Genomic DNA, 23,871 nt, shown 5'->3' on the forward strand with positions numbered 1-23,871 from the left:
CTCTTGATTTAAACTACACCTCCTCAGAAACAGATTTCCGAAAGGAGGGGACAGTTTTTAGATTGGAGGCCAGTTGCGAGTAAGTCTCTCACTGGTTTACCTTCCTTTTACGTTTCCCCCTCCCTCAAATCCGGTAAATCTTCAACAAAACATTTAGCTGGTTCCCAGGCGGCGCCTGGGGACGAGGAATTTAAACTTAGTTTCGCTTTGATTTTTGCCTCTCGATCTCCCGCTGTAACTCTTCAATCTGACGGCGCAAAGCCTCCGTCTCGCTGTTAGGCGTTTGCGACTTCACATCAACCGCACCTTCAGCTACAGCCCGCTTGTAGTTCCCCAGCTTAATTTGGCGGTATTCCTCGGAACTTGCCCAGTCTCGCAAATAGCGCAGGCGTTCCACCGGGAAAGGGTGACTCAGCATCACGCCCTGACCGCCGTTGTAAAGTAAAAATTTATACACTTGGTTGAGATTGTCTCGATCGAGCTCTTGATAGTTGTCAGACTGGCGGATAAATTCTTGCAAACTGCATTGGTCAGCATATTTACTGCTAACTCCCGCAAGTTTCATCATCGTCTTCATCACACTGTTTAAGTCATCCGTCACCAACAAAGCCGCCCGATCCGCCGACAATTCTGCCTTGCGCCGCCACTCGTAAAAAGCGAAAATTAAACCGCTACCGACCATATTTCCCAAACCGAAAGTCATCTCGCCAATTGTCGATGCGACGCTCATCGCCCACATCGCCATTTGATTTAAAGTTGGATGGCCGCATTTAATGTGTCCCAACTCGTGAGCCAAGACTACCCGCAGTTCCGCCTCGTCCAACAAGTCTAAAAGACCAGTGTTTAATACTACATAAGGCTGGTTTTTTCCCAGGGCATAGCTGTTAACTGAGGGATTCTGAGAAACAAACAAACCCGGTTCTGGAAAAACATCTAAAGCCTGCACACACTCCCGAAATATATGATAAATGCTGGCATATTGGCGAGGTCCGACTTGAATGCTATTTCCCATTAGGTAAACGAATTGCGGTCGTTCGTAGACAAATTCTACAAATTTGCTGGCAATTAAGTCAAATCCAGGCACGCTGCGTAACGCTTCCTCAGCTTGGCGATCGAGGGGATGCTGAAATGCTTCGCTAGAAATTCCCGTATAAGTAGGCATAGTTGTTGCAAAAGTTACATTTAAGATATCAGTAATGCCATCGCTGCTGGTGCTAGCTGGCGTCTGACTTATAATATTATCGCGACAAATATTCAACTGTTGTGGAACAGGCACCTTGCCTGTTCAAATTAGCGTTAAAATTGTGATTCTGGTACAGGCGCGATCGACAAACATCTTTCACAGTGCCTGTGTATCGCCTCACCCAAAAATTGGAACGTGCAAAAATGGCTATCCTGCAACTCGAAAACGGTACAATCTACACTCAACAAAGCGACATTACCCGAGAACTCGCTTCCTTAAACATTCAACTCAACCGCTGGCCCGTAGGTGACAGCGCTGAAATTCAAAATTTGTTAGCTAAAGATGCTCTTGACGACAATCAAAAAGAGCAAGTGTTGCAAGCCCTCGACAGTTACTTTCAACAGTTGTCGGAAAGTGCAGGCTATCAGGATCGCGACTTAATTGTACTGCACCCAGACATTCCCAACCTCGACACCTTGCTGTCCAAATTCAACAAGTGCCACATCCACGCCGATGATGAAGTCCGCTATATCGTAGCAGGGGAAGGCATTTTCGGCTTCGTGCGGCCCGACGGCAGCCAAGTCGAACTCACAGTGCAGCCAGAAGAATTTATCAACGTGCCGGCGAATACAGAACACTGGTTTTATTTGACAGCATCCCGGAAAATTAAAGCGGTTCGCTATTTTACCACCAAAGAAGGCTGGACGCCTGAGTATACCGATACGGAAATTCGATCGCGTTTAGCTGCTGTTTGAACAGTTGACAGTTGACGGTTGACGGCAATCTTCAAATCATCTAAAAGCCCTCAAATCCAGCCTCAAATTTTGTGGTTTGAAGATTGCAATATGCTCAAAGCAACCGCCTCCGCCACCTTAATCCCATCAATCCCCGCCGACAGGATTCCACCCGCATATCCTGCACCTTCCCCAGCAGGATAAAGACCTTCTGTATTCAAACTTTGATAATCTTCCTTGCGTTTAATCCGAATTGGTGAAGAAGTGCGCGTTTCCACCCCAGTCAAAACCGCATCATCCATCGCAAATCCTTTAATCTGTTTGTCAAAAGCCGGAAGTGCTTCGCGGATAGCTGCGATCGCATAATCTGGCAAACTTTCGCTCAAATCAGTCATCACAACTCCCGGCGTATAAGACGGCTGGACACTGCCTAGCGCCGTGGAAGGGCGATTCGCCAAAAAATCCCCCACAAGCTGCCCAGGGGCGTTGTAAGTGCCACCTCCTAACTCAAATGCCCGTTCTTCTAAGCGACGCTGAAACTCTATTCCGGCTAAGGGATGACCGGGATAATCCTCCGGCGTGATACCAACCACAATCCCGCTGTTAGCATTCCGTTCATTGCGAGAATATTGACTCATCCCATTAGTAACAAGTCGCCCCGGTTCTGACGCAGCCGCCACTACCAAACCACCGGGACACATACAGAAACTATATACAGAACGATTGTTTTGGCAATGGTGAACCAGTTTGTAATCGGCGGCACCCAAAAGCTTATGGCCCGCGCGATCGCCAAAACGACAGCGATCGATAATAGTTTGGGGATGTTCCACCCGAAAACCAATGGAAAAAGGTTTAGGTTCGATGTAAACCCCGCGCGAAAACAACATTTCAAAAGTATCGCGGGCGCTGTGTCCCACCGCCAGAACTATATAATTACTAGCAATATATTCTCCGCTGGCGAGGGTAAGTCCCTGCACTTTTCCATTTTCGATGTGGATATCTTCTACACGACTTTGAAACCTAATCTCTCCACCTAATGTTTCAATTTGGGCGCGTAGACTTTGGACAATTCCCACCAGTTTGAACGTGCCAATATGCGGTTTATTAATATATAAAATTTCCGGTGAAGCTCCTGCATTCACAAGTTCCGTCAGCACCTTCCGTCCATAATGCTGAGGATCTTTAACTTGGCTGTAGAGCTTGCCATCCGAAAAAGTACCCGCACCACCTTCGCCAAACTGAGCGTTAGATTCTGGGTTGAATTCTGCTTTTTTCTTCCAAAATCCAAAGGTATCAACCGTGCGATCGCGCACTGCTTTTCCGCGTTCTAAAAGGATGGGGCGAAACCCCATTTGTGCCAGCATCAGACCCGCAAACATCCCGCACGGCCCTGTACCAATCACAATGGGGCGAATCGTCAAATTGCTGGGGGCTTTGGCTACATAGCGATAATTCGTGTCTGGCGTCACCATCACATGAGGATCTTTTTTGAAGCGTTGGAGAAGTTGCTTTTCCTGTGTCGTCTCTACATCCACAATATAGACAAGGAGGATTTCGGGTTTTTTACGAGCATCGTAGCTGCGCTTGAAGATGGAATAGCTGAGCAATTCTTCGGGGGGAATTTGCAGCTTTTTGAGAATCGCGCTGGCGATCGCATCTTGAGGATGATCTAGGGGAAGTTTTATTTCGGTTATTCGTAACATATAGTGGAAGGAAGTTCGGCAACGGATTATGTAACGGATGTAACGGATGTAACGGATGTCAGGAAGAAGGAAGAAGGAAGAAGGAAGGAAAGAGGAAGAAGGAAGGAAGAAGGAAGAAGGAAGAAGGAAGAAGGAAGAATAAAAATCCCGAACAGAAGTATAAGGAAGGAAGAAGGAAGAATAAAAATCCCGAACAGAAGTATTTTGACACTCACCGTCCTTTCATGAGCGGTGATTCTTCCTTCACAGAACAATGCCTCACAAAAGCAGTGCCTTTGCTTGGTCTTACTCGTTCTCCAGAAGCTACCGAGGTATGCCCTACCTCTAACATTCGTAAACCTTCATCTCGGATATTTTTAGCGGCATTGATATCTCGGTCGTGCAAAGTTCCGCAGTTAGGACATTGCCAACTGCGAATATCCAATGGCATTTCGCTAGTTCGATGCCAACAGTGATTACAAGTTTTGGAACTCGGGAAAAATCTATCTACTTCTATGTATATTTTTCCTGACCATTCTGCTTTATATTTCAGCATGGTACAAAATTTTCCCCATCCTAAATCAGCTATTGACTTAGCTAATTTATGATTGCGTACCAGGTTTTTTACTGCTAGATTCTCTACCACTATGACTTGATTTTCGTCTACTAATTTACGACTTAGTTTGTGGAGAAAATCTTCTCGACATCTAGTAATTTTCTGGTGTACTTTGGCTACTCTTTTTCTAGCCTTATTGCGGTTGTTAGAGCCTTTCTGCTTCTTAGCTAATCTCTTTTGGTACTTAGCCAACTTTTTCTCATGCTTGCGGTAGTGCTTAGGATTGCCGTGTTTGGTTCCATCTGAGGTAATAGCAAAATGAGTAATACCTAAATCAATGCCTACCGCTTTACCTTCCTTAGACAGTTCTGGCTTATCCTTTCCTTCATCAAACAAACAACTAGCATAGAATTCACCACATTGAGTCATTGAAACCGTGACAGATTTAAATTCACCTTCGGGAATTCTGGATACTTTGCCGTAAACTTTTCCCAGTTTAGGCAATGTTAAATAGTCACCGCTTAATTTCATCTTTTGAGGAAATCTAATTGACTGCCTTTGATGCTTCTTCTTGAAATTGGGATACTTGGCCCTCTTTTCAAAGAAATTGAGAAAAGCACTCGACAAATTATCCGCTACTTGTTGCAGAACTTGGGAAGGTGGCTCTGTTAACCATTCATGCTCTTTCTTGAGTTGTGGGAGCAGTTTGATTATTTCATTTCTGCTTAATCCCTTCCCAGTCTTTTTGTAAGTTTCGGTTGTTAAGTTAAGGCTGTAATTGTAGAACCAACGGCAACAACCAAAAGACTTAACCAGTAAGTCTCTTTGCTCGCTTGTTGGGTAGATTCTATACTTAAACGCCTTGAACATTGCACTTACCAAACTATACTTAGTATGGTAAACCAAAATCAGGCCAATGTAAAGCCTTCCTAAAAGGACGGGGTTTTAAACCAAAATTTATGATAACTATTTAACCGGGCATCCTATGGGCGATCGTCCTCGGTCGAGCAATTTTTGATTTTTGAGTGGATAATTGAAGAAGCGTTATAATAAACAAAAAATTAAGTTTTGTAAAGACCCTTGACTGCAACATTCACACCCAAAAACAGCCGCACCTGGCACGCTCTCAACCCCCTGTGGCAAGGAGCCGAAGACGCAGTACAGAAGGGTTTGCCCCACACCAAGCTCGCACCGGCGTGGCAAATACTGCTCCTGGGCGACGGTTCTCCCACCCGTCACCTGCAACTGCTGACAGGGGAACCCACAGAAGTAGATGTGATCGATATGTCTTTAGTGGGTGAAGACGCAGACGGCGCACCAGAGCAAATTGTCGCGGTTCCGGGGCCGCGCCTGCGCCGACAAGTGTGGCTGCGGACTGCTTCGGGACAGCGTTTAGCCTATGCGACTTCTTGGTGGGAAGCAAGCCACGTAGACGAATATTTACAAAATAAATCTTTGCCAATTTGGGCCAGTTTAGCGCGGCTGCGGACAGAATTGTATCGCGATGTGCAGGGCATTTATTGCGGTGATTCGGTGGCTTTGGAGTCAGCTTTTGAACAGTCGGGGCCTTTTTGGGGGCGACACTATTTGTTTTGGCATCATGGTAAGCCCTTGACTCTGATTTATGAGGTTTTTTCTCCTTATTTAACTAAGTATTTGGGGCCGATGCAATTGGATGTTGATTGAGACTCAGATATTGCACCATTATCAAGAACAGGCAAGATGCCTGTTCCACAAGAAAATTCACTCTTTGTGGAACAGGCATCTTGCCTGTTCATAAACAGCTTATTGAGAATGGTGCAAGAGCTCAGTCTCAACTGAGATATTGCACCATTCTCAATAAGGCTTTCAGGGCGGGCTAGAAGCAACGGCCCACAAGAAAATTTACCGATTGTGGAACAGGCATCTTGCCTGTTCTTAAGAATTTTTCCGCCGAAATTTCACTCGCAAACCGTCGCGGGGATGCGGAGTCGGTACTGTGATCAAATTCAAATCTTGCTCCGGTAAAAGCTCCCATTCAAACTCCCGAACAATCTTTGCCGCAAACAACTTCATCTCTAACCGGGCAAATTCTTTGCCTAAACATTCTCGCAAACCTCCACCAAAGGGCACGTAGCTGAAAGGTTTAGGCGATCGCTCGGAGCTAAATCGATCGGGATCGAAGCGATCGGGTTCGGGATAAACTGCGCTATCCTGATGCGTCTGATTGATTTGATAAAGTACCATCCAACCCTTGGGAATTTCGTAGCCGCCGAACTCGCAAGCATTAATTACCTGCCGAAAACCGCCTCCCACTGGTGGAACCAACCGCAGCACTTCTCGCATAACCTGTTCTAAATAAGTCATTTCTTTGAGCTGTTCCAATGTTAGCGGTTCGGTAGCGGGGAACTGCTGCTGTTCGGCGCGGACTTTTGCCATCACATCGGGATTTTGAGCTAGCAGAAGGCAAAAAGAGGCGATCGCCGAAGTTAAAGTTTCGTGTCCCGCAAACAACAGCAACAGCACTTGATCTTTCAACTCCTCCAAACTCAAACTATTTCCCTCGTCATCGCGAGCCGAAATCAGCAAACTCAAAGCATCCTTGTCGCTAGGGGTTCCTTGCTGGCGATCTATAATAATCTTTTCAAGTTCTGCCAACAGCAGCTTTCGGCACTTTTTCGCCTTGCCAAACTGACTCCAAGGCACATCTAAAGGAATCGAAAATAAACCATTGCACCACGTTTCAAAATAATGTCCTAGCGCCGTTTCCGAACCATTATCAAGCCCAACTAACAACTTACCCGCAACATCAAAAGTATAATTTCTCAGTTCAGGATACCAAGTCATGGTTTCCATTTTTTCCCATTTTTCCAAATAGCGCTGAGTGATATTTTCCATCGCGCCGATATAGCCGGCTAAAGCTCGCGGCTGAAACGCTTGGTACAACAACTTGCGGCGATTTTGGTGGTTAGCACCCGTTTGCAACGCCAAGGAAAGTGGCCCTAAAAGCGCTTTCGTGCTGGCAGGCCAAGTCACAGCAAAATATTGGTTTTCATTGCTTAAAACAAACAAATTAGCCTCTTGGCCACACACAAACACGGTAGGCTGTCCGAAAATGCTGGTTTTGAAAAGGGGCCCGTACTGCTGGTGGCGTTTTTTGGCAAATTGGGAATCTTGCAAAAAGTTGATAGTATCGCCAATTAGGGGTAAACCGAAACTTCCGGGAGGTAATGCCATTTTAGATTTTAGATTTTAGATTTTAGATTTTTAATATCATATCAATTTTAGTTGGAGGGTGGGCAATACGCAGCAGACAAATTTCTGGTAAAATAACTTTTCTCTGTGTGTAGCCTGTAGGGTGCGTCAGTCTTAAGGTTAGTACAAAAACTTGTGGTTTTTCCAACTGACCCACCTTAGTATTTTTGCCGACCAACCCATTTAAGTTTCTGTCCTTTTAATCGGAATTTCGATTATAAATTCAGTGCCTTTTCCCACCACAGAGAAACACTTAATTTCACCTTTATGTTTTTCGACAATAATTGAATGGGAAATCGCTAAACCCATCCCCGTTCCTGAACCGACCCGTTTTGTAGTATAGAATGGGTCAAATATCCGCTGCTTGACTTGATCGGTGATACCTGCACCGTTATCAGAAATTCTAATCACAGCGAGAGTACCTTTTAACTCTGTACGAATGCGGATAATTCCCGGATTTTCAAGCGATTCTTGTAAAACGTCAATAGCGTTAGCGATAATATTCATAAACACCTGATTCAAGAGTCCGGCGTAGCACTCCACCAGTGGCAATTGTCCGTATTCTTTAACGAGTTGAATTGCGGGGCGATCTGGCTGAACTTTCAGACGGTGTTCTAAAATCATCAATGTGCTGTCGATGCCTTCGTGAATGTTAACCTTTTTCATGTCAGATTCATCAAGGCGAGAGAAATTCCGCAAACTCCGCACGATATCCCGGATGCGAGTAGCTCCCACCTGCATAGAAGACAGCATTTTAGGCAAGTCCTCTAGCACAAAATCCAGTTCTAAAACTTCTATTTCCTCCTGGATCGCTGGAGAAGGTTCCGGGTATTCATCTCGATACATTTGCACCACTTGCATCAAGTTTCTGGCGTATTCTTCTGTGTAGGTAAGATTGCCGAAGATAAAGCTAACCGGGTTATTGATTTCGTGGGCAATTCCTGCTACCATCTGACCGAGACTAGACATTTTTTCGGCCTGCACGAGCTGAGTTTGAGCAAGCTTAAGTTCGCACAGAGTTACTTCGAGTTTGGCTGCTTGTTCTTGCGCTATCCGGGCTGAATCAACGCTTTTAGTGTAGAGTTCCGCTTGACTGATGGCGATCGACAATTGATCGCAAATTGCCGATAGCAACTCCACTTCGTCTTTTGTCCACCTGTGCACCTCGCGGCAAGAAGTGCAGCCAACAACTCCAGTTAAACCCCCTGCACTCTTAACCGGCACATCCAAGACAGACTTGTAACCCACCTGCAAAAAGAATTCCCTTTCTACTGGATCGCTGAAAGTTGCCACATCATCTATTTGATACATTTCCAAATTAGCTATCTTTTGCGCCAGCGTCCCCGTTACCTCAGCAGGGTAATAACCCAAAAGCGAGAGCAAGTCATCATTTTTAGCTTCATGGACGATATCCCAAGCGGGCGTCTCGGCATCGGGCGTATACCACATAAACAGGCAGCGATCGAGTTGCAGCAAGTCGCGAATTTGCCGCACAGTTGTTGCCAAGATAGTATCTAAATCTAGAGAAGCGCGGATTTGACTGCCTAGCTGGTTGAGCAATTTTTGCTGCATTGCTGCTGCTTTTGATTCGGCGGCGGCGAGGCGAGATTTTTCGTAAAGTTCGGCTTGATTAATGGCGATCGCCAATTGAGTTCCTACTGCCATTAACAGTTCCACTTCTTCGTCTCTCCACAGCCGCACCCCGCTGCAAGAACCGCAGAGGATCGCGCCAATTTGACCTGACTGTGTTTGAAGGGGAATGTCCAGCAGAGAATTGAGCCCTACAGACATTAAAAATTCCCGTTCGGCTGGATCGGTTAATGCCTCAACATCGTCGATCTGAATTATTTCCAAATTGGCAATCCGATCAGCGATAGAAGCAGTTGGCTCGACAGGATATAAACCCAAACGCGAGGGCAAATCGGCATTCTTTGCCTCGTATCTCACATTCCAAACCGGCGGCGAAGCGTCGGGTAAATACCAGATAAACTGACAGCGATCGAGCAGGAGCAACTCGCGAATTTGCTGCACAGTTGTCGCCAAAATAGTATCTAAATCCAGAGATTGGCGGATATTGCTAGCTAGCTGGTTCAGCAGCGCTTCCTGCTCCGCTAATTTGCGGAATCTCGCTTCCGACTTTTGCAACTGTCTTTGAGCTTCTTTTTGTTTTGTAAGGTCCAAACCCAAACCGATTAAGCCGATCGCGTTACCACAATCATCTTTGACCTTAGTTTTAATTGTGTCAAACTGGTGATAGTCACCATCAGTAAGCTCTATAATTTCTTCCGTATAACATGGAATATCTTGGCTCCACGCTTGCGCGTCAGATGCCATGCAGTTAGCAGATTGTTCTAAGCCCAAAACTTCGGAATAGTGAGAGGCTGCTAAAAATCTTGATTCAGGTATACCCACATCTTCGCAGAAAGTTTTGTTAACTAATAACATCCGCCCGCTAGCATTTGCCATCCACACCCAAATCGGAGCGTTGTCAATAATTGCCCTCAAAGTTTGCTTTTGTCTGGCGAGAGCTTCTTCTGTTTGTTTGCGCTTAATTCCCAGGGCGATCGTATCGGCACTTGATGCCAAAGCAATCAGCGTTGATTCGTTCAACTCCTGGCGAGCAAACATCGCTATTACTCCCAGCAACTGATTGTCAACAATTAGCGGATATCCAGCAAAAGCCACCATTCCTTCTCGTGAGGCCCATTTTTTGTCCTTGATGCGAGGATCTTCTTGCACAGAATTAGTGATGTGAGGTTGTCGCTCCAGGGCGATTAAACCAATCTTGAACTCGCCGACAGCAATGCGGCTGTGAGCGCCGTCAATATGAGTATATATCCCCGCGCTTGCTTGCAGTTGCAATACATTTCCCTCTTCATTTAACGTCCAAATCCGAGCAAAGGCAACATCCAAATGGCGCACAACTGCATCGGCGCAATATTGCAAAGTTGTACGCAAACTCGGGTTTTGAGTTAGAACAATTCCCACATCTGCCGTGAATAAAGAAAGTTTCAATTGTTCTGCTAAAGCTTCTTCTGCTATTTTGCGCTCTGTAATGTCCGTAGCCGCACCGAGACGCTGCTTAATTTTTCCCTCCTCGGTTCTGCTAAATACAATATTCCGGCTGACTAGCCAGCGCCAACAGCCTTTTTTGTCACGTACCCGATATTCGTACTCAATAACTTCGCCGTCGGGAGCATTTTCTAATTGCTGAAAATAGCCGGGAAATTTAGCTAAGTCGTCAGGGTGGATGATGGTGGGCAGTAGATTGCTGCCCATGTTTTCAACTTCGGCGCTCGTATAGCCCAGGGTGTCAGTGATCTCGCGGTTGGTGTAGACATTTCGCTGCTCGCTTTCATCGTAAACAAAGAGAAGATTCGGACTCGTATTGGCAATTCGCTCAACAAAACGCTGACTATCTTGCAGCGCGGCTTCTGCTTGTTTTTGAGCGGTAATGTCGCGGCCGACACCATAGATCAATTCTTCCTCGCAGAAACGGGTAGCAGTCCAGGCTATCCACTTGTAAGAACCGTTGCGACAGCGCCAGCGGTTTTCAAACCCAACGGTATTCTTCCCCGCAGCAATACTTTCAGCTTCTTTTAAAGTAATTTCGCGATCGTCTGGATGCACGAATTCAATGAAGAGTTGGCCAATCATTTCTCCTGGGGCATAGCCGAGGATTTTTTCTGCTGCTGGGTTGATGAGTGTTACATAACCGTCAAAACTAAGGACGCACAGCATATCTAGCGAGAGGCTAAAAAAGCGATCGCCCCCGTTGGGCTCGCTGGATGGGCGATCGTTGCCCGCTAGGGCCCAAGAGGCGTTTGAGCGCGCCGATACCCCCAAAAAGACAATATTTGCTATTCCCAAAAATCCCAGGGCGAGTGGGCTATCGTAGAAATTATCAGCGCTGCCAGCTACGAGCCACCCGTTTAAGACAAGCAGTACAATTATCAAAATTGAGAATACATTGCCAGGGGCGATCGTCCCTACGCTAATTTTTTTTTCATACTCCTTGCTGCCTTCTGCCTTTTCTATTCGGGTGACTGCTGCCGTAATTTTTGTCCACAACACGTGCAGTAAGTTCGATAATTTAGTGCTTTTTGATTCTTCGATACGAACAGAAGATTTCATTTTTTTACTTTTGATCCCGTTTTACGTGCGGTGAGCCAAAATTACAATAAAGCTGTTTAAATATTGTTAAACTTTCCTAGCTTGCGAAATCTAGCGGTTTAAAATTTGCGTAAATCTACGCAAACCGACCATATAATTAAGTGTATTTACGGAATTAGGGAGCAATCTCTTTTTAGCTGGGGTGGGCATTTTCTACTTTTTCCGACTCAGAGAGAGAGTTTATCTATAATACTACGCTACATATTGCTGTTAGTCATTGGACATTTGGCCTAATCTAGCTAATCCTGGACGCAGAACCTAATTATGTAGGGTTAGGCTGAAGCAGCTTACCGCGTTATAGTAGCGTGTTATACCACTTTTTTCGTCCAGGAAGAACCGGGTTTGATGTAGGAAAATACTGCGTGGATCGCCCTGGCTGTGGGTTGAACAACCCGGAATATTAGTCAAGTTCAAGCAGGTTGAATTTGACAATAAATTATGAAGTTAAAATAAAGATAAACTGCGGATTTCTGAAGATAAAATGACAAAAATATTGGTAGCAGTTTTTCGTTGCACTCCTATGTTCGCGCGTAAGGGCTAATTGGTAATTGGTAACTGGCAATTGGTAATTGATACGAGTTTAAAACACTAGATATCAATTTTGTTGTGATTCATCAGCAGGCGATGGGGGCCAAGGCGCCACAGCACCCAAAGCAGATTTGCGACCTAATTGCTGTTGCCGAATTCGCTCCAAATTCCCCGCAGGAATAGAAGCTATGAGTTGCCGCGTGTAAGCTTGCTGCGGTTGGCGGTAAATGCGCTCGGCAGTGCCAATTTCTTCGATTTTACCTTTGTTCATGACGATCGCGCGATCGCTCATAAACTTGACCACGCTCAAATCGTGAGAAATAAAAATATAAGTCAGTCCAAACTCTGTTTGCAACTCCTTCAGCAAATTTAAAACTTGCGCCTGCACCGACACATCTAATGCCGAAACCGACTCATCGCAAATAATAAACTTAGGATTCAAAGCCAAAGCTCTAGCAATACAAATTCTCTGCCGCTGTCCGCCCGAAAACTCGTGAGGGTAGCGTCGCATAAAATCGGGGTTTAAACCCACTCTCTCCAACAAATAAGCCGCGCGATCGCGCTGTTCTTTCTGGTTCTTACCAAAGCGGTGAATCACCATCGGTTCCATCACCGCATCCCCAACATTTAGGCGCGGATCGAGAGAACTAAAAGGGTCTTGAAAAATAATTTGCAGATCGCGCCGCAGCCACCGCAATTTGCGATCGTACTCTTTTTTCATCCGATAATTAGCCATCCACTGCGAGGCCGAACTACTTTTCGCAGGAGGCGTAATTTCTTGACCTTCAAAAAACACTTTACCGCTAGCGATCGGAATTAATTGCAGCAAAGCTCTCGCCAAAGTTGATTTGCCGCAGCCAGACTCGCCCACCAAACCCAAAGTCTCGCCCGGATAAACCTCAAAAGAAATATCGTTTACCGCCATAAACAAGCGTTTGGTTTCGCCAAACATCCCCTGAACCGGAAAACCGACGCGCAAGTTATTAACAGCTAGCAAAGGGCCGGAAATATTCGGCAGCCGAGGCGGTTTTCCTGTTGCAAAAGCGGGATTTCCCCCGCTGTTGTCGCCGTCTAAATCGGCATTTTTCTCGACAATTACTAATTCGCCGCTAGCATTTGTGGTGACATCCATAAAATCGGAAACTGTCGGCAAGCGGCGCCTTTGCCGATCGAGAGTTGGGCGGCAAGCTAATAAACCTTTTGTGTAAGGATGTTGGGGATTGCTGAAAATTTGTTCGATCGCACCGCACTCAACAATCTTGCCTCGGTACATCACCGCCACCGTATCGCCAATTTCAGCAATGACGCCCAAATCGTGGGTAATAAAAATCATTGCCATGCCTCTAGAGTCCCGCAACTCCCGCAGCAAAGCTAAGATTGTTGCCTGCACGGTTACGTCCAAAGCCGTGGTAGGTTCATCAGCAATTAATAAAGTCGGATTGCAAGAAATGGCCATTGCAATCATCACGCGCTGGATTTGACCGCCTGAGAGTTCGTGGGGATAGCGATCGAGCATAGCTTGTTTTTGGCCGTTGACGAGCTGCATCAAATCGCGATCGTCCTCCCGAACCGCTTCTTGCCGCAAAGCCAAACACCGCTGCCTGAGCTCATCGTCGCCCGGTAGCAGCTTCACCTCTTGCAGCAGAGAAGCAGCTTGGCGCCGCGCTTCTGTCTGCGACACCTGTTGGTGCAAACAAATAGCTTCTGTGAGTTGAAATCCGATCGTATAAACGGGATTTAGCGAACTCATCGGCTCTTGAAAAATCGTCGCAATCTGGCTGCCCCGGTATGTTTGTTTTTCCCTGTCCGGCATTTCCAGCAGATTCACAGGCCCATTGCTAGCGCCGTCTTTTGTCGAATAAAACCAAATTTCGCCATCGATTTTCGTTGACGAACTCGAAAGCAAACCCATAACAGCGAGGGATGTTACCGATTTTCCCGACCCCGACTCTCCCACGATGCCCAGAGTTTGCCCTCGCTTGACCTCAAAGGAAATGCCGTCAACCGCTTTGACGGTTGCAGACGCATCGCCTGCGTCTGTAGATTGAAATTGAACCCGCAGGTTGCGAACTTCTAGGACGGTTTCACTCATGGAGGTCTATGGCAGTTAAATGGAGATTAAGTGGATTGTAGCAGGGCCTGTGGAAGGCAGAAGGCAGTGGGAAAATTTTAAGGTTGCTTTGCATAACAGATGGCGAAAGCTAACATTCCTCGCAACGCTTCGCTGTGGATGAGTTTTGAATTTTAAATTGTTTATAAATTAAAACTCAAAACTCAGAACTACAGGAGAGCCTTCTGCCTGCAATTTTCCTCAAAAACCGATGATTTGAGTGTCAGCAGGCAGTGCAGTGGCCTCGGAGACCTTTTTAAACACGGTTGCCTGTTCGTTTAAGGAATTAGGTCTCGCCTGTCCGGGATTGGTGCCTTCCAACTGAAGGCGCATTTGACCTTCGGGAGTCAACTCAAAAACAGTCTCAACGGTTTGTGTGCTGCTGAGCCCGACATCAATGTGCATCGGTTTTTCACCGAGATTAACTTTGTACCTCATTTCTTTGGCGCGGGCGGCTCCGTCGGGGCCTTTAGCCATCATAAACAATTTGCCTTCTGGGGCAAAGATGAAGGTGAAAGACTGACCTGAGGCTGTGCCTTGCCATTGGCCTAGGAGTTGCTGGTCGATGCTGCTAGCGGCCGGGGCTACTGTTTCTTGGGCAATTATTGGTGCTGCTGCGGATGCTGGGCCGACTGAGGCGTTGAAGCTAATGAGGATGCCCAAGCAAAGGCTACCTGCGATCGCTTTACCAATCATTTTTGAATTAGACATGAGACCGATCTAAAAATTGGTTATTTGTTTTGTACACTGTAGCGGTAAAACCGTACTTTATTTAGTTTAAATCCCTTTTACGGATAGATATAGGTTGCGGTTCCAACCTGCAACGCAGTTGTCATCCCCCGACTAAAGCTTTTCCTGAGCTTGTTGAAGCGTCACGGGGCTTTCAGTTTTTTTTTATTGTAAAATCCAATACAAATTCGGCTTAAGCTGCACAGTTCGCTGTTCTGAGTAGATTGTTCTTCACTCAAAACAGCTAATTGGCTATTGCGTTCGAGCGCACTCCCAGATAGTTTGGCAAATCGATCGCATTAATAGTCTTTCATTAATTTTTTTCAGTATCGGGTTCGACTTGTTCTGTCGGAGATTCCGGCGCGGGTTCCTGTGGATTTCGCGATCGTTTCATTCGCTCCAATGCCTCTGCGTAAGACCAAGCCACGTTCACAATAAAAGCTTTCGCCATGCCGGACAAATTTTGTGCATCCTCGCTTTCAGGCGCTTCAGCTTTTTGGTTGCCGTCGTTCATCATGTTTTTGTTTTCTCCCGGGCAGGTTTTTATAACGATTTTTTGCAGTGTGCGATCGATACCCACAAATTATGATTTTTCTTGCACCCGCACCCTACGTATCTTTGAGGGTATGACCTTGATTACCACAAATAATATCATAAATACGCTGATTCGATGACCGGATCAGAAAGAAACCTTAACTTCGCTGGTTGCCCGCAACACTGACTCCTGCTGGAAAGTGTGCTTGTAAGTTTCGATAATTTCATGAATAGCTTGATTCTTTGCCGGACTACTTTCATAAATTAAAATAACTATTTTAGAGTTTTCTCTAATCAGAATTCCAGAACTGTTGAGAAACTGCCCGGAGCCCTCTAATACGGTTAGCCCTTCCCGAAAGCGAGGGGTAATAACCGCCTTGACAAACTCCTGCCATTCGGATTCAGAAATGGTCTCGCCTCCAGGTTTTGTTAAGCCAAAATACAGTTCATCTTTGAGGAGATTTGTTTGCTTGGCATTAGTCTCCGAAGTTTCGGGAAGTTGAGCGTGGGCAATTGTCGCAGGACAAACAGGCAGGATGAACAGCAGGCAGGTCAAGCAAAGACTGTTAAGATGTTTATTCATCAGGAATTACGCGGAAATTCTATATTGTGGGCCGTTGTTTCTAGCGTGCCCTTGAAATGCTGATTGAGAAGACTGCAATATCTCAGTTTTAACCGCCAAGTCTGATCAACGGGTTTTTAACGCGAATTTGATTTAATTTAACATAAAATACTTCCAACTCAAAAACCCAGTTTCACCTGAGAAACTGGGTTTTTGAGCGTCTGTTCTAGTTTATTTATGCTCGCCTACTTGATTGCGTCTGTTGTATTAAGTAGCTAAACCTATTTAAACGTCAAACTTTTCAGGTGTTGAGAAAGCGGGAAGGGCGAGCACTCTTGGCTGCGCCCTTAAAGCAATCAGGTTTCTCAGTGTTATATTTTTTTAGGCGGAGCTAGTTATCCTTTAATTCGCGGACACTTCTCTTAGCAGTGTCTTGGTACATCTCCCCGAATTCTTTCACGGCTGCTCCTGCCTCTTGCCCAATCTTCTGAACTCGTTCGCCCGGAGAGTCTGAGGTTTCGCGAGCTTCTTGCCTCCATTCCCGCGTTGTTTGGGGTCTTTCAGAATTGTTTAGATCAGCCTTTGAGCTGGCTTGCCCGCCAAAAAGTTGGTTACTGCGCCCCGAATCAACATTTGTTGTTAGCAGCAGAAAACCGACTAGGACAACACTCAAAAAACTCTTGATTTGAAAGCCCTTAAGCAGGGAACTGATGCGAGCAATGGCTGTGGAAATCAAATTCATCTGGGTCATACTCCCTAAGTTTATTGGTGATATTTTTGAACATTTTTTCATCTAATAGACTGGCTCCAAAATCAGCAGCTAACGCGAGGGGAAGCCAATTTAGCTTCAACTTGCTATTAACCAGATAAATAGAGTTATAGGTTAGCGATTAAATCTGGTAAACACGCCACCTATGTGTCAGCCAATTAGTTTTTTCACACATGATTATCACGTTAACAGCAGCCAAAGAGTTCTACCTCTAACTAAAGTCATAACTTAGTTAGAAGTAAAAACAATATTTTTCAGCACAGGGTTAGAGAATTTTTAATCAATGATGCTATGCAGCGCATATTCTTATTGCAAGCGATCGCCCGTCTTCACGTCAAACCAGTGCAGCAACTGAGGCCCAAAAACCAGCTCTACAATTTCTGAATTCCAGTGGCGGTCATTTGGCAGCAAAGCCCGCACCGTTACTGGCTCCAAACCTTTAACTCGGACGCTAACTAAATTTTGCATTCCCAAGTTTTCCACTAAAAAAACCTCACCTTTAATTGCCTCTGGGGCCGCCATCTTGCCGGCCTCTGCATCTGCAAAGCCGACGTGTTCCGGGCGAATTCCCAACACAATTTCTGGCGGCACAGTCGGCATATCTGGTAGTCGAACTCGAAAATCGCCCAACTGAGCAAAATTGCCCTGGCATTTAAGCACGAGCAAATTCATTTGCGGGCTGCCCACAAAACCGGCTACAAACTGATTTGCAGGACGGGTATAAATTAAGTGTGGCGGATCTAGCTGCTGCACGCTGCCGCTGTTGAGAACTGCGACTTTCGTAGAAAGGGTCATTGCTTCGGTTTGGTCGTGAGTTACGTAAACTACAGGAGCTTTTTGGGAGGAAAACAATTGTTTGAGTTCTGCCCTAACTTTTTCCCGTAATAATGCGTCGAGATTGCTCAAAGGTTCGTCAAGCAAAAATACTTCCGGTTGGCGCACTAATGCGCGACCGAGGGCGACTCGCTGCCGCTGTCCGCCTGATAGTTTTCCTGGTTTGCGATCGATTAATTCCGTCAATCCGAGGGATGTTGCAACTTCAGTCACTAACCGATTGATTTCGCTGGATGAGATTTTGCGAAGTTTGAGGCTCGATGCCATATTCTCGTATACTGTCATGTGCGGATACAGCGCGTAACTTTGAAAAACCATTGCAATATCGCGATCGCCCGGCCTGAGATAAGTGACATCGCGATCGCCAATTCTAATCTCGCCTCTAGTCGGCTGTTCCAACCCTGCAATTAACCTGAGAGTCGTAGATTTTCCACACCCCGACGGCCCCAGCAAAGTCAGAAATTCCCCTTCGCTGACATCCAAACTAATGTCTTTTACGGGAACTACTTTAGGGCTGTAGGTTTTATTGAGGTTTTTTAGTTGCAGTTTTGCCATGATTTTTAAAGTGTTGACTGTTGACTGTTGACTGTTGACTGTTGACTGTTGACTGTTGATTGTTGACTGTGTTGTTTGACTCGTTTCCAGGCACAGCCTAGGAACCAGTTCAATCTAAAATCTAAAATCTAAAATCTAAAATCTATTTATCCTTTTACAGCCCCTGCAGTTAAACCCTGAACAATGCGCCGCTGGAACACTAAAACCAGCAAAACCAAGGGCAAAGTTCCCAAAACGGTAGCTGCGGCGATCGGGCCATAAGGAATCTCAAATACTGACACCCCGCTGAGTTGAGCCGTGGCGACGGGGATTGTTTTTAGAGATTCGCGAGTCATAAAGGTTAGTGCAAAAATAAACTCGTTCCAAGCTGAAATAAATGTCAAAATTCCCGTTGTGACTAACGCCGGAAATGTCATCGGTAGCACGATTTGCCACAACATTTGGAAAGTGTTGTATCCGTCAACTTTGGCTGCATCTTCCAAATCTTTTGGTAATTGTTGAAAGAAACTCCGCATTACCAATATTGTCAGCGGCAGATTGATCGCAGTGTAAGGAATAATTAATGCTAAATAATTATTGCCTAAATTCAAAGCTTTGACAATTTCCAACAGTCCCAAAAATAGCAGCACCGCCGGAAATAGCGTTACAATCGTCACAGTTGCCAGGATGATTCTCTCGCCCCACAGCCGCAACCGGGCTAAAGCGTAAGCTGCAGGAGCGCCTACTGCTAAACACAGCAATGTTGAAGTAATGGAAACAAAAGCGCTATTTAAAATGTAAAGTGCAAACGGGCGGCGCTGGAAGAGCGACAGGTAATGCTCGAAAGTAATTCGTTTGGGAATGTAGACGTTGGGAATCGCTGAAATATCTGCATTTACTTTAAAAGAAGTTAGCACCTGCCAGATAATAGGTGCGAGGAAATATGCGACAATTAAGAGCGCTGAAATTGGCAAGATTAATTGCCGGATGTTAAAGGTTTTTTTGGTGGGTTGTTCGCGGGCGATCGACATAATTTATACCAATCAAATAAATGTGCAACTGTGGGTTATCTAAAATCTAAAATCCCCAATCTAAAATCGTCCTAGTTTCCTCCGGCTGCATTGGTGCGGGCTCTCGATAACACGTAAGCGGCGATCGCAACTGCTGCCACTAACAGCAAAAAAGTACACACCACCAAAGCCGCCCCGTACCCAAAGTCTAAATACCTCATTACCGTGCTGTAAATGTAGATAGAAACCGTCTCCGTTGCCCCCGCCGGCCCCCCTCCCGTCATCACCTGAATCAAGTCAAAAATGCCGAAAGCTTGGGCAAATCTAAACAGCATAGCAATCACAATTTGGGGCATCAACAGGGGCACAGTAACTTGACGGAAACTCTGCCAGCTACTGGCGCCGTCAATCGCGTGGGCTTCGTACAAATCACCGGGAATTGATTGCAATCCCGCTAGCAAAAGCAAGCTGACAAAGGGCGTGGTTTTCCAGACATCCGCTGTAATCACTGCCATCATTGCTAAAGTCGGATCTCCCAGCCAGCTAATGCTATTTTGAATCAATCCCAATCGCCTCAAAATGTCGTTAATTACGCCGTATTGGTCGTTAAAAATCCACGCCCAAGCTACTCCCATCAATGCAGTCGGTAGCGCCCAAGGTAGTAGGGAAATTGTGCGAACAATGCCACGCCCTACGAAAGATTGATTTAAGACTAAGGCAATGCCCATACCGAGAATTAATTCCAGCACCACAGAGGCGACTGTAAATACTGTGGTGTTGCCTAAAGTTTGCCAGAAACGCCCGTCGCCTAACATTCGACTGTAGTTAGCAAAACCGGAAAAAACCAGTTTTAATTCAGTACCGAGGTTTTGGGTGAATAAACTCAGCCAAAAAGCACGCAATATGGGGTAAGCAAATACTAGCATCAGAATTATCAAAGCTGGTGCTACTAATATCCATCCGGTTTTTTGTTCGCGCTGTCGCATCTTGTCTAATTGCATCTTGTTCACCTTTAGTTTATTTTTGGGCGGGCGAGGAGCAACGGCGCACAATTGAATTAACTTTTTGTGGAACAGGCATCTTGCCTGTTCGGGCGGGCAAGATGCCCAACCCCTACTCCCCACAATAAAAAAATTCACTCTTTGTGGAACAGGCATCTTGCCTGTTTCTAACTCTTTGTGGAACAGGCATCTTGCCTGTTTCTGACAGAGGCAAGATGTCCAATTTACGAAGCTTTGGGTTGTTTCAAACTGCCTAATAAATTGCGAGTTTCGCTAGCGGCAGCTTTCATTGCTTGTTCTGCACTCATTCTCCCAGTAAAAGCTGAACTCAAATAACGCTGCAAAATATCAGAAGCTTGAGCGTATTGTGCCAGGGGGGGGCGCAAAGCTGGCCGTTCCACCACTTTTAGCAGTTGCGGATAGTGGGGATATTTGGCGACTATTTCTTTGTTGGTAAATAGGGATTTGTAACTGGGAATTAAACCGGTTTCTAAAATAAATTTGCGCTGGGTTTCCTCGCTGGTAAGATACTGAATTGCTTTCCAGGCTTGTTCTGGATGTTTTGAGGTTTTGGCAATTCCCCAGCCCCAGCCGCCCAAGCAGGAACCGCCTGTTTGACCGGCACTGCTGAGCATTGGCTCGATCGCAATTTTGCCTCTAACATTCGATCCTTCGGCATTTGCCAGCTTCCAAACATACGGCCAGTTTCGCAAAAACAGTGCTTTGCCGTTTTGAAACAACAGCCGGGTTTCTTCTTCGCCGTAGGTGGTGACACCCGGAGGAGAAATGCCAGAGGCGATCGTTTTTTTGAGAAATTCCACTGCTTTAATTGCCTCGGGTTTATCTAACCCAACCTCAAAAGTTTGAGGGTTTGCCCAGAAGCCACCGAAACCTGAGAGCACCTCGACAAACATCGCAGATACTCCCTCGTATTGTTTACCTTGCCACAGATAACCCCAAGTTGCTTTTCCCTGTTTTTGCAAGTTTTGAGATATTTTTACCATCTCTTCAAAGGTTTTTGGCGCTGGAATTTTCGCTTGTTCTAAAATGTCTTTGCGGTAGTAAAGCATTCCGGCATCGGAAGCGTGGGGGATTCGGTAAAGTTTGCCCCGATACCGCCCGCCTTCGACGTTTCCTTGGATGAATTTGGAAAGTTGTTCCGGGGGAATTTTGTCTGTCAAATCCCTTACCCAACCTGCGGCTGCAAATTTGGGAACCCAGACAATATCCATGTTGATGATGTCGTAGGGCGATTCGCCTAAAAGAAAGGCAGATGTGTAAAGATTTTCTATGAGGTTTGTGTCAAAAGGCCCTTCTATGAGGTTGATGCGAATGTCGGGGTTTTTCTGTTCAAATTCTTTGACAAAGGGTCTCCAGTTTGTAATGTCTTGGCCTTGCATTAACATGGTGATCACGACTGGCTGTTGAGTCAGTGCCGGCAGAATAAATAAAAGTAAGACGGCGGCTAATGTGGCAGCGAATAAGGCTAAAAGACGGGGACGCTTCTGGCTTCGTTGCAGCAGGGAATTTATTTTTTGCATTTGCTTTTGAGAAATGGCGGTGCGATCGCCTTCTTTCTCTCATAACTCGCTTTCTTTTGTTTCGCTGGATTTACCGAGTTTGTGCAATAAAAGTTTAAGTAAACTTTAGCTTACTTAATAATCCTTGAGTGAAGAGTACAAATTTTGATTTAAGTTTGTCGAAGGGGAGTTAAGTAGACATCTATCTATAGAGAGATATTGAGAAATTGTCTAATATAGCAGTTGTCAATCGGATGAAACTCACATCTTGCACCATTGTCAAGAACAGGCAAGATGCCTGTTCCACAATGAAATTCATCTCTTGTGGAACAGGCATCTTGCCTGTTCCTAAACAAGTAATTGAGAATTGTGCAATATCAAAGTAGGGACTTATACCCAGCCTAAGTCCCTACAGATGCTGGCATCCCATCTATATTTATCCCTACTTTTAAGAGTGGGTATAACTTTTTTTGCTCGCCCGATCGACGAGCTATTCTACTATAAAAACCCGGTTTCTAAGTAAGTCCTAAATACAAAAAACACCGCTCCTCAAAACAGGAGAACGGTGTATAGGGGGTGTTATGGGTTGTTGTCTGGGATTAACCTTAACAAATCAGGCTCGGCTGAGGCTATGGCTTGTGATGGTTAAAAAATTGGCACAAACCTGCATCATCGCCCGTTGATCGATCGACCTTTGCAATTAGCCCAACCATTCCACAACAGCATCCTGCTTGGTATTGGTGCGCCGTTCTGGGGTTTCGCGGTTGAATTTCAAGTGGATGGCGCGGTTTTGTTCGCCGTCTGCTGCTACTGCAAAAATCGGATAGTCGATTAAGCCGTCTTGGAAGGACATCTGGAAGCGGAAAGTGCCGTCAGCATTGAGTTTAATCGGCTGTCCGCCTACGTAGACGGTAGCGTCGGGCTCGGTGGCGCCGTAGACGATCAGTTCGGCATCAGCAACTAACCAGAACTGGCGGGGGCGCATCGGGGCGGCGAAGCCAACTCCCGACATACCGACACCGGACATACCGAAACCTGACATGGTGAGACCGGACATACCGACACCCGACATGGTGAGGCCGGACATACCGACACCCGACATGGTGAGGCCGGACATACCGACACCCGACGCGGTGAGGCCGGACATACCGACACCCGACGCGGTGAGGCCGGACATGGTGGGAGCAGCCCACATTCCGACGCCGGAGGGGAACACGTAGGAACTGAGAGCTTGTTCGTGGATGCCGACTTGCTGGACGGAACCGGCGACGTGCTGCATGGAACCGAAGACAGAACCCGCTACGCGCAGGGATTCTGCAGATTCTGCCATGCCGAAGATTTGTTCGTAGATGGCGTTGCTGGTGCTGTAACCATTGCCATTGACTGCTTTTGCGAGTTTCTTGGCCGGAGGAACCAGTTCCGCGAAGGTTTTGCCCTGCAATTCTTCTTCCCAGTCGAGGGTGATGAATTGATCTTCAATCCAGTCGCTGGGATAGACGGGAGGAACGCGGACTTCGGCCGATCGAGCTAATACCAGCCAGCGGCCATCTGCACAACGGTAGCCGATGTCGATCGCATAATCCCGATCGCTGACGGGGATTGGCACATACCATTCCCGCGCCAGTTCGTCGCAGGGATATTCTTGAATGCTGTGCGGGCTTTGAGTGTCGAGGTTAACATCTGTAACGTCGTAGATCCGCAGGGCTAGTTGCTGTCCTCCTTGGCGACGCAATTCTTCTTTGCGATCGTTGGGAATGTCCCAGTAAGTGTAGGCCCATTCAGGGTCGCGGGGCATTAAAACAACCCGGCTTTCGCCGTAGCCGTTGGGCAAATCTGCTAAACCTTCATCTACAGACGACAAAGAACCACCGGTTCTATCTTCTTGACCGAGTTCAAACTTTGCTGCTTCCACTGCTTCTTGTGCCTCTAGTTTGCGAGATGGACTGTATGAAAATTTGGTGCGCTGAATTTCTTGAATTGATGCCAGAAGTTGCGATTTCCGCATCCGGCTGTAGCGAGAGACTCCACATTCGCTAGCAACTCTGCGGAGTTGTCGCAAAGTCATCTCTTCTAATGGTGGGCGTTCTTTTGCCATGAGTTTGTTCTCCACTAATTTGGGATGGCGGGTTAGATTTTTCGTTTCAACACAAATGTGTTGACTTTTTGAGTTAGAAACTC

Annotated in this window: 19 protein-coding genes; 3 read left to right on the forward strand and 16 right to left on the reverse strand. The window is 46.2% G+C overall.

Annotation, left to right across the window (positions count from 1 at the left end):
• Positions 1-196 precede the first annotated feature (196 nt).
• Positions 197-1,162, reverse strand: coding sequence for a M48 family metallopeptidase (locus QUB06_RS15515; protein ID WP_333436059.1), 966 nt, complete (start codon positions 1,160-1,162; stop codon positions 197-199).
• Between the two features lie 224 nt (positions 1,163-1,386).
• On the opposite strand from QUB06_RS15515, the gene QUB06_RS15520 reads away from it, so the two are divergent.
• Complete coding sequence (locus tag QUB06_RS15520) at positions 1,387-1,938, forward strand: acireductone dioxygenase (RefSeq protein ID WP_333436016.1); 552 nt, start codon at positions 1,387-1,389, stop codon at positions 1,936-1,938.
• Between the two features lie 62 nt (positions 1,939-2,000).
• Here QUB06_RS15520 and QUB06_RS15525 read toward each other — a convergent pair whose 3' ends face one another.
• On the reverse strand, positions 2,001-3,620 hold the full coding sequence (locus QUB06_RS15525) for an NAD(P)/FAD-dependent oxidoreductase (RefSeq protein ID WP_333436017.1): 1,620 nt from the start codon (positions 3,618-3,620) through the stop codon (positions 2,001-2,003).
• A gap of 3 nt (positions 3,621-3,623) precedes the next feature.
• On the opposite strand from QUB06_RS15525, the gene QUB06_RS15530 reads away from it, so the two are divergent.
• A complete protein-coding gene (locus tag QUB06_RS15530; RefSeq protein WP_333436018.1) occupies positions 3,624-3,848 on the forward strand; it encodes a hypothetical protein in 225 nt (74 codons plus the stop codon).
• On the opposite strand, the gene tnpB is transcribed toward QUB06_RS15530, so the two are convergent.
• The gene (gene tnpB, locus QUB06_RS15535; RefSeq protein WP_333436019.1) at positions 3,832-5,025 is read right to left on the reverse strand and encodes an IS200/IS605 family element RNA-guided endonuclease TnpB; all 1,194 of its coding nucleotides are present in this window, start codon (positions 5,023-5,025) and stop codon (positions 3,832-3,834) included. The genes QUB06_RS15530 and tnpB overlap by 17 nt on opposite strands.
• A gap of 210 nt (positions 5,026-5,235) precedes the next feature.
• Between tnpB and QUB06_RS15540 the strand changes: the two genes are divergently transcribed.
• Positions 5,236-5,841, forward strand: coding sequence for a chorismate lyase (locus tag QUB06_RS15540; RefSeq protein ID WP_190738647.1), 606 nt, complete (start codon positions 5,236-5,238; stop codon positions 5,839-5,841).
• Between the two features lie 231 nt (positions 5,842-6,072).
• On the opposite strand, the gene QUB06_RS15545 is transcribed toward QUB06_RS15540, so the two are convergent.
• From QUB06_RS15545 to QUB06_RS15605, 13 genes are all read right to left on the reverse strand, one after another.
• Positions 6,073-7,371: a cytochrome P450 gene (locus tag QUB06_RS15545; RefSeq protein ID WP_333436020.1), complete on the reverse strand. Its 1,299-nt coding sequence runs from the start codon at positions 7,369-7,371 to the stop codon at positions 6,073-6,075.
• A 201-nt stretch (positions 7,372-7,572) separates the two neighbouring features.
• On the reverse strand, positions 7,573-11,523 hold the full coding sequence (locus tag QUB06_RS15550) for a GAF domain-containing protein (RefSeq protein WP_333436021.1): 3,951 nt from the start codon (positions 11,521-11,523) through the stop codon (positions 7,573-7,575).
• A 634-nt stretch (positions 11,524-12,157) separates the two neighbouring features.
• Positions 12,158-14,182, reverse strand: a complete 2,025-nt coding sequence (locus QUB06_RS15555) for an ABC transporter ATP-binding protein (protein WP_333436022.1) — start codon at positions 14,180-14,182, stop codon at positions 12,158-12,160.
• A gap of 219 nt (positions 14,183-14,401) precedes the next feature.
• Positions 14,402-14,911, reverse strand: a complete 510-nt coding sequence (locus QUB06_RS15560; protein WP_333436023.1) for a hypothetical protein — start codon at positions 14,909-14,911, stop codon at positions 14,402-14,404.
• A 331-nt stretch (positions 14,912-15,242) separates the two neighbouring features.
• Positions 15,243-15,446 (reverse strand): hypothetical protein, encoded by a 204-nt coding sequence (locus QUB06_RS15565; protein ID WP_333436024.1) that lies wholly within the window; start codon positions 15,444-15,446, stop codon positions 15,243-15,245.
• Positions 15,447-15,608: 162 nt separating this feature from the next.
• Positions 15,609-16,046, reverse strand: a complete 438-nt coding sequence (locus QUB06_RS15570) for a DUF3574 domain-containing protein (RefSeq protein ID WP_333436025.1) — start codon at positions 16,044-16,046, stop codon at positions 15,609-15,611.
• A 370-nt stretch (positions 16,047-16,416) separates the two neighbouring features.
• Positions 16,417-16,767 carry a hypothetical protein gene (locus QUB06_RS15575; protein WP_333436026.1) on the reverse strand — a complete coding sequence of 117 codons (351 nt, stop codon included), beginning with the start codon at positions 16,765-16,767 and terminating at the stop codon, positions 16,417-16,419.
• A 333-nt stretch (positions 16,768-17,100) separates the two neighbouring features.
• Positions 17,101-18,183 (reverse strand): ABC transporter ATP-binding protein, encoded by a 1,083-nt coding sequence (locus tag QUB06_RS15580; protein ID WP_333436027.1) that lies wholly within the window; start codon positions 18,181-18,183, stop codon positions 17,101-17,103.
• Positions 18,184-18,329: 146 nt separating this feature from the next.
• Entirely contained in the window at positions 18,330-19,193 is an 864-nt protein-coding gene (locus QUB06_RS15585) for a carbohydrate ABC transporter permease (RefSeq protein WP_333436028.1), read from the reverse strand.
• A gap of 71 nt (positions 19,194-19,264) precedes the next feature.
• Positions 19,265-20,173, reverse strand: a complete 909-nt coding sequence (locus QUB06_RS15590; RefSeq protein WP_333436029.1) for a sugar ABC transporter permease — start codon at positions 20,171-20,173, stop codon at positions 19,265-19,267.
• 224 nt (positions 20,174-20,397) lie between these two features.
• Positions 20,398-21,714, reverse strand: coding sequence for an ABC transporter substrate-binding protein (locus tag QUB06_RS15595; protein ID WP_333436030.1), 1,317 nt, complete (start codon positions 21,712-21,714; stop codon positions 20,398-20,400).
• A gap of 181 nt (positions 21,715-21,895) precedes the next feature.
• Positions 21,896-22,030, reverse strand: coding sequence for a hypothetical protein (locus QUB06_RS15600; protein WP_333436031.1), 135 nt, complete (start codon positions 22,028-22,030; stop codon positions 21,896-21,898).
• A 363-nt stretch (positions 22,031-22,393) separates the two neighbouring features.
• A complete protein-coding gene (locus QUB06_RS15605; RefSeq protein WP_333436032.1) occupies positions 22,394-23,788 on the reverse strand; it encodes a DUF4912 domain-containing protein in 1,395 nt (464 codons plus the stop codon).
• Positions 23,789-23,871 lie beyond the last annotated feature (83 nt).

The organism is Microcoleus sp. D2_18a_D3, assembly GCF_036702455.1.
Classification (GTDB): domain Bacteria; phylum Cyanobacteriota; class Cyanobacteriia; order Cyanobacteriales; family Microcoleaceae; genus Microcoleus.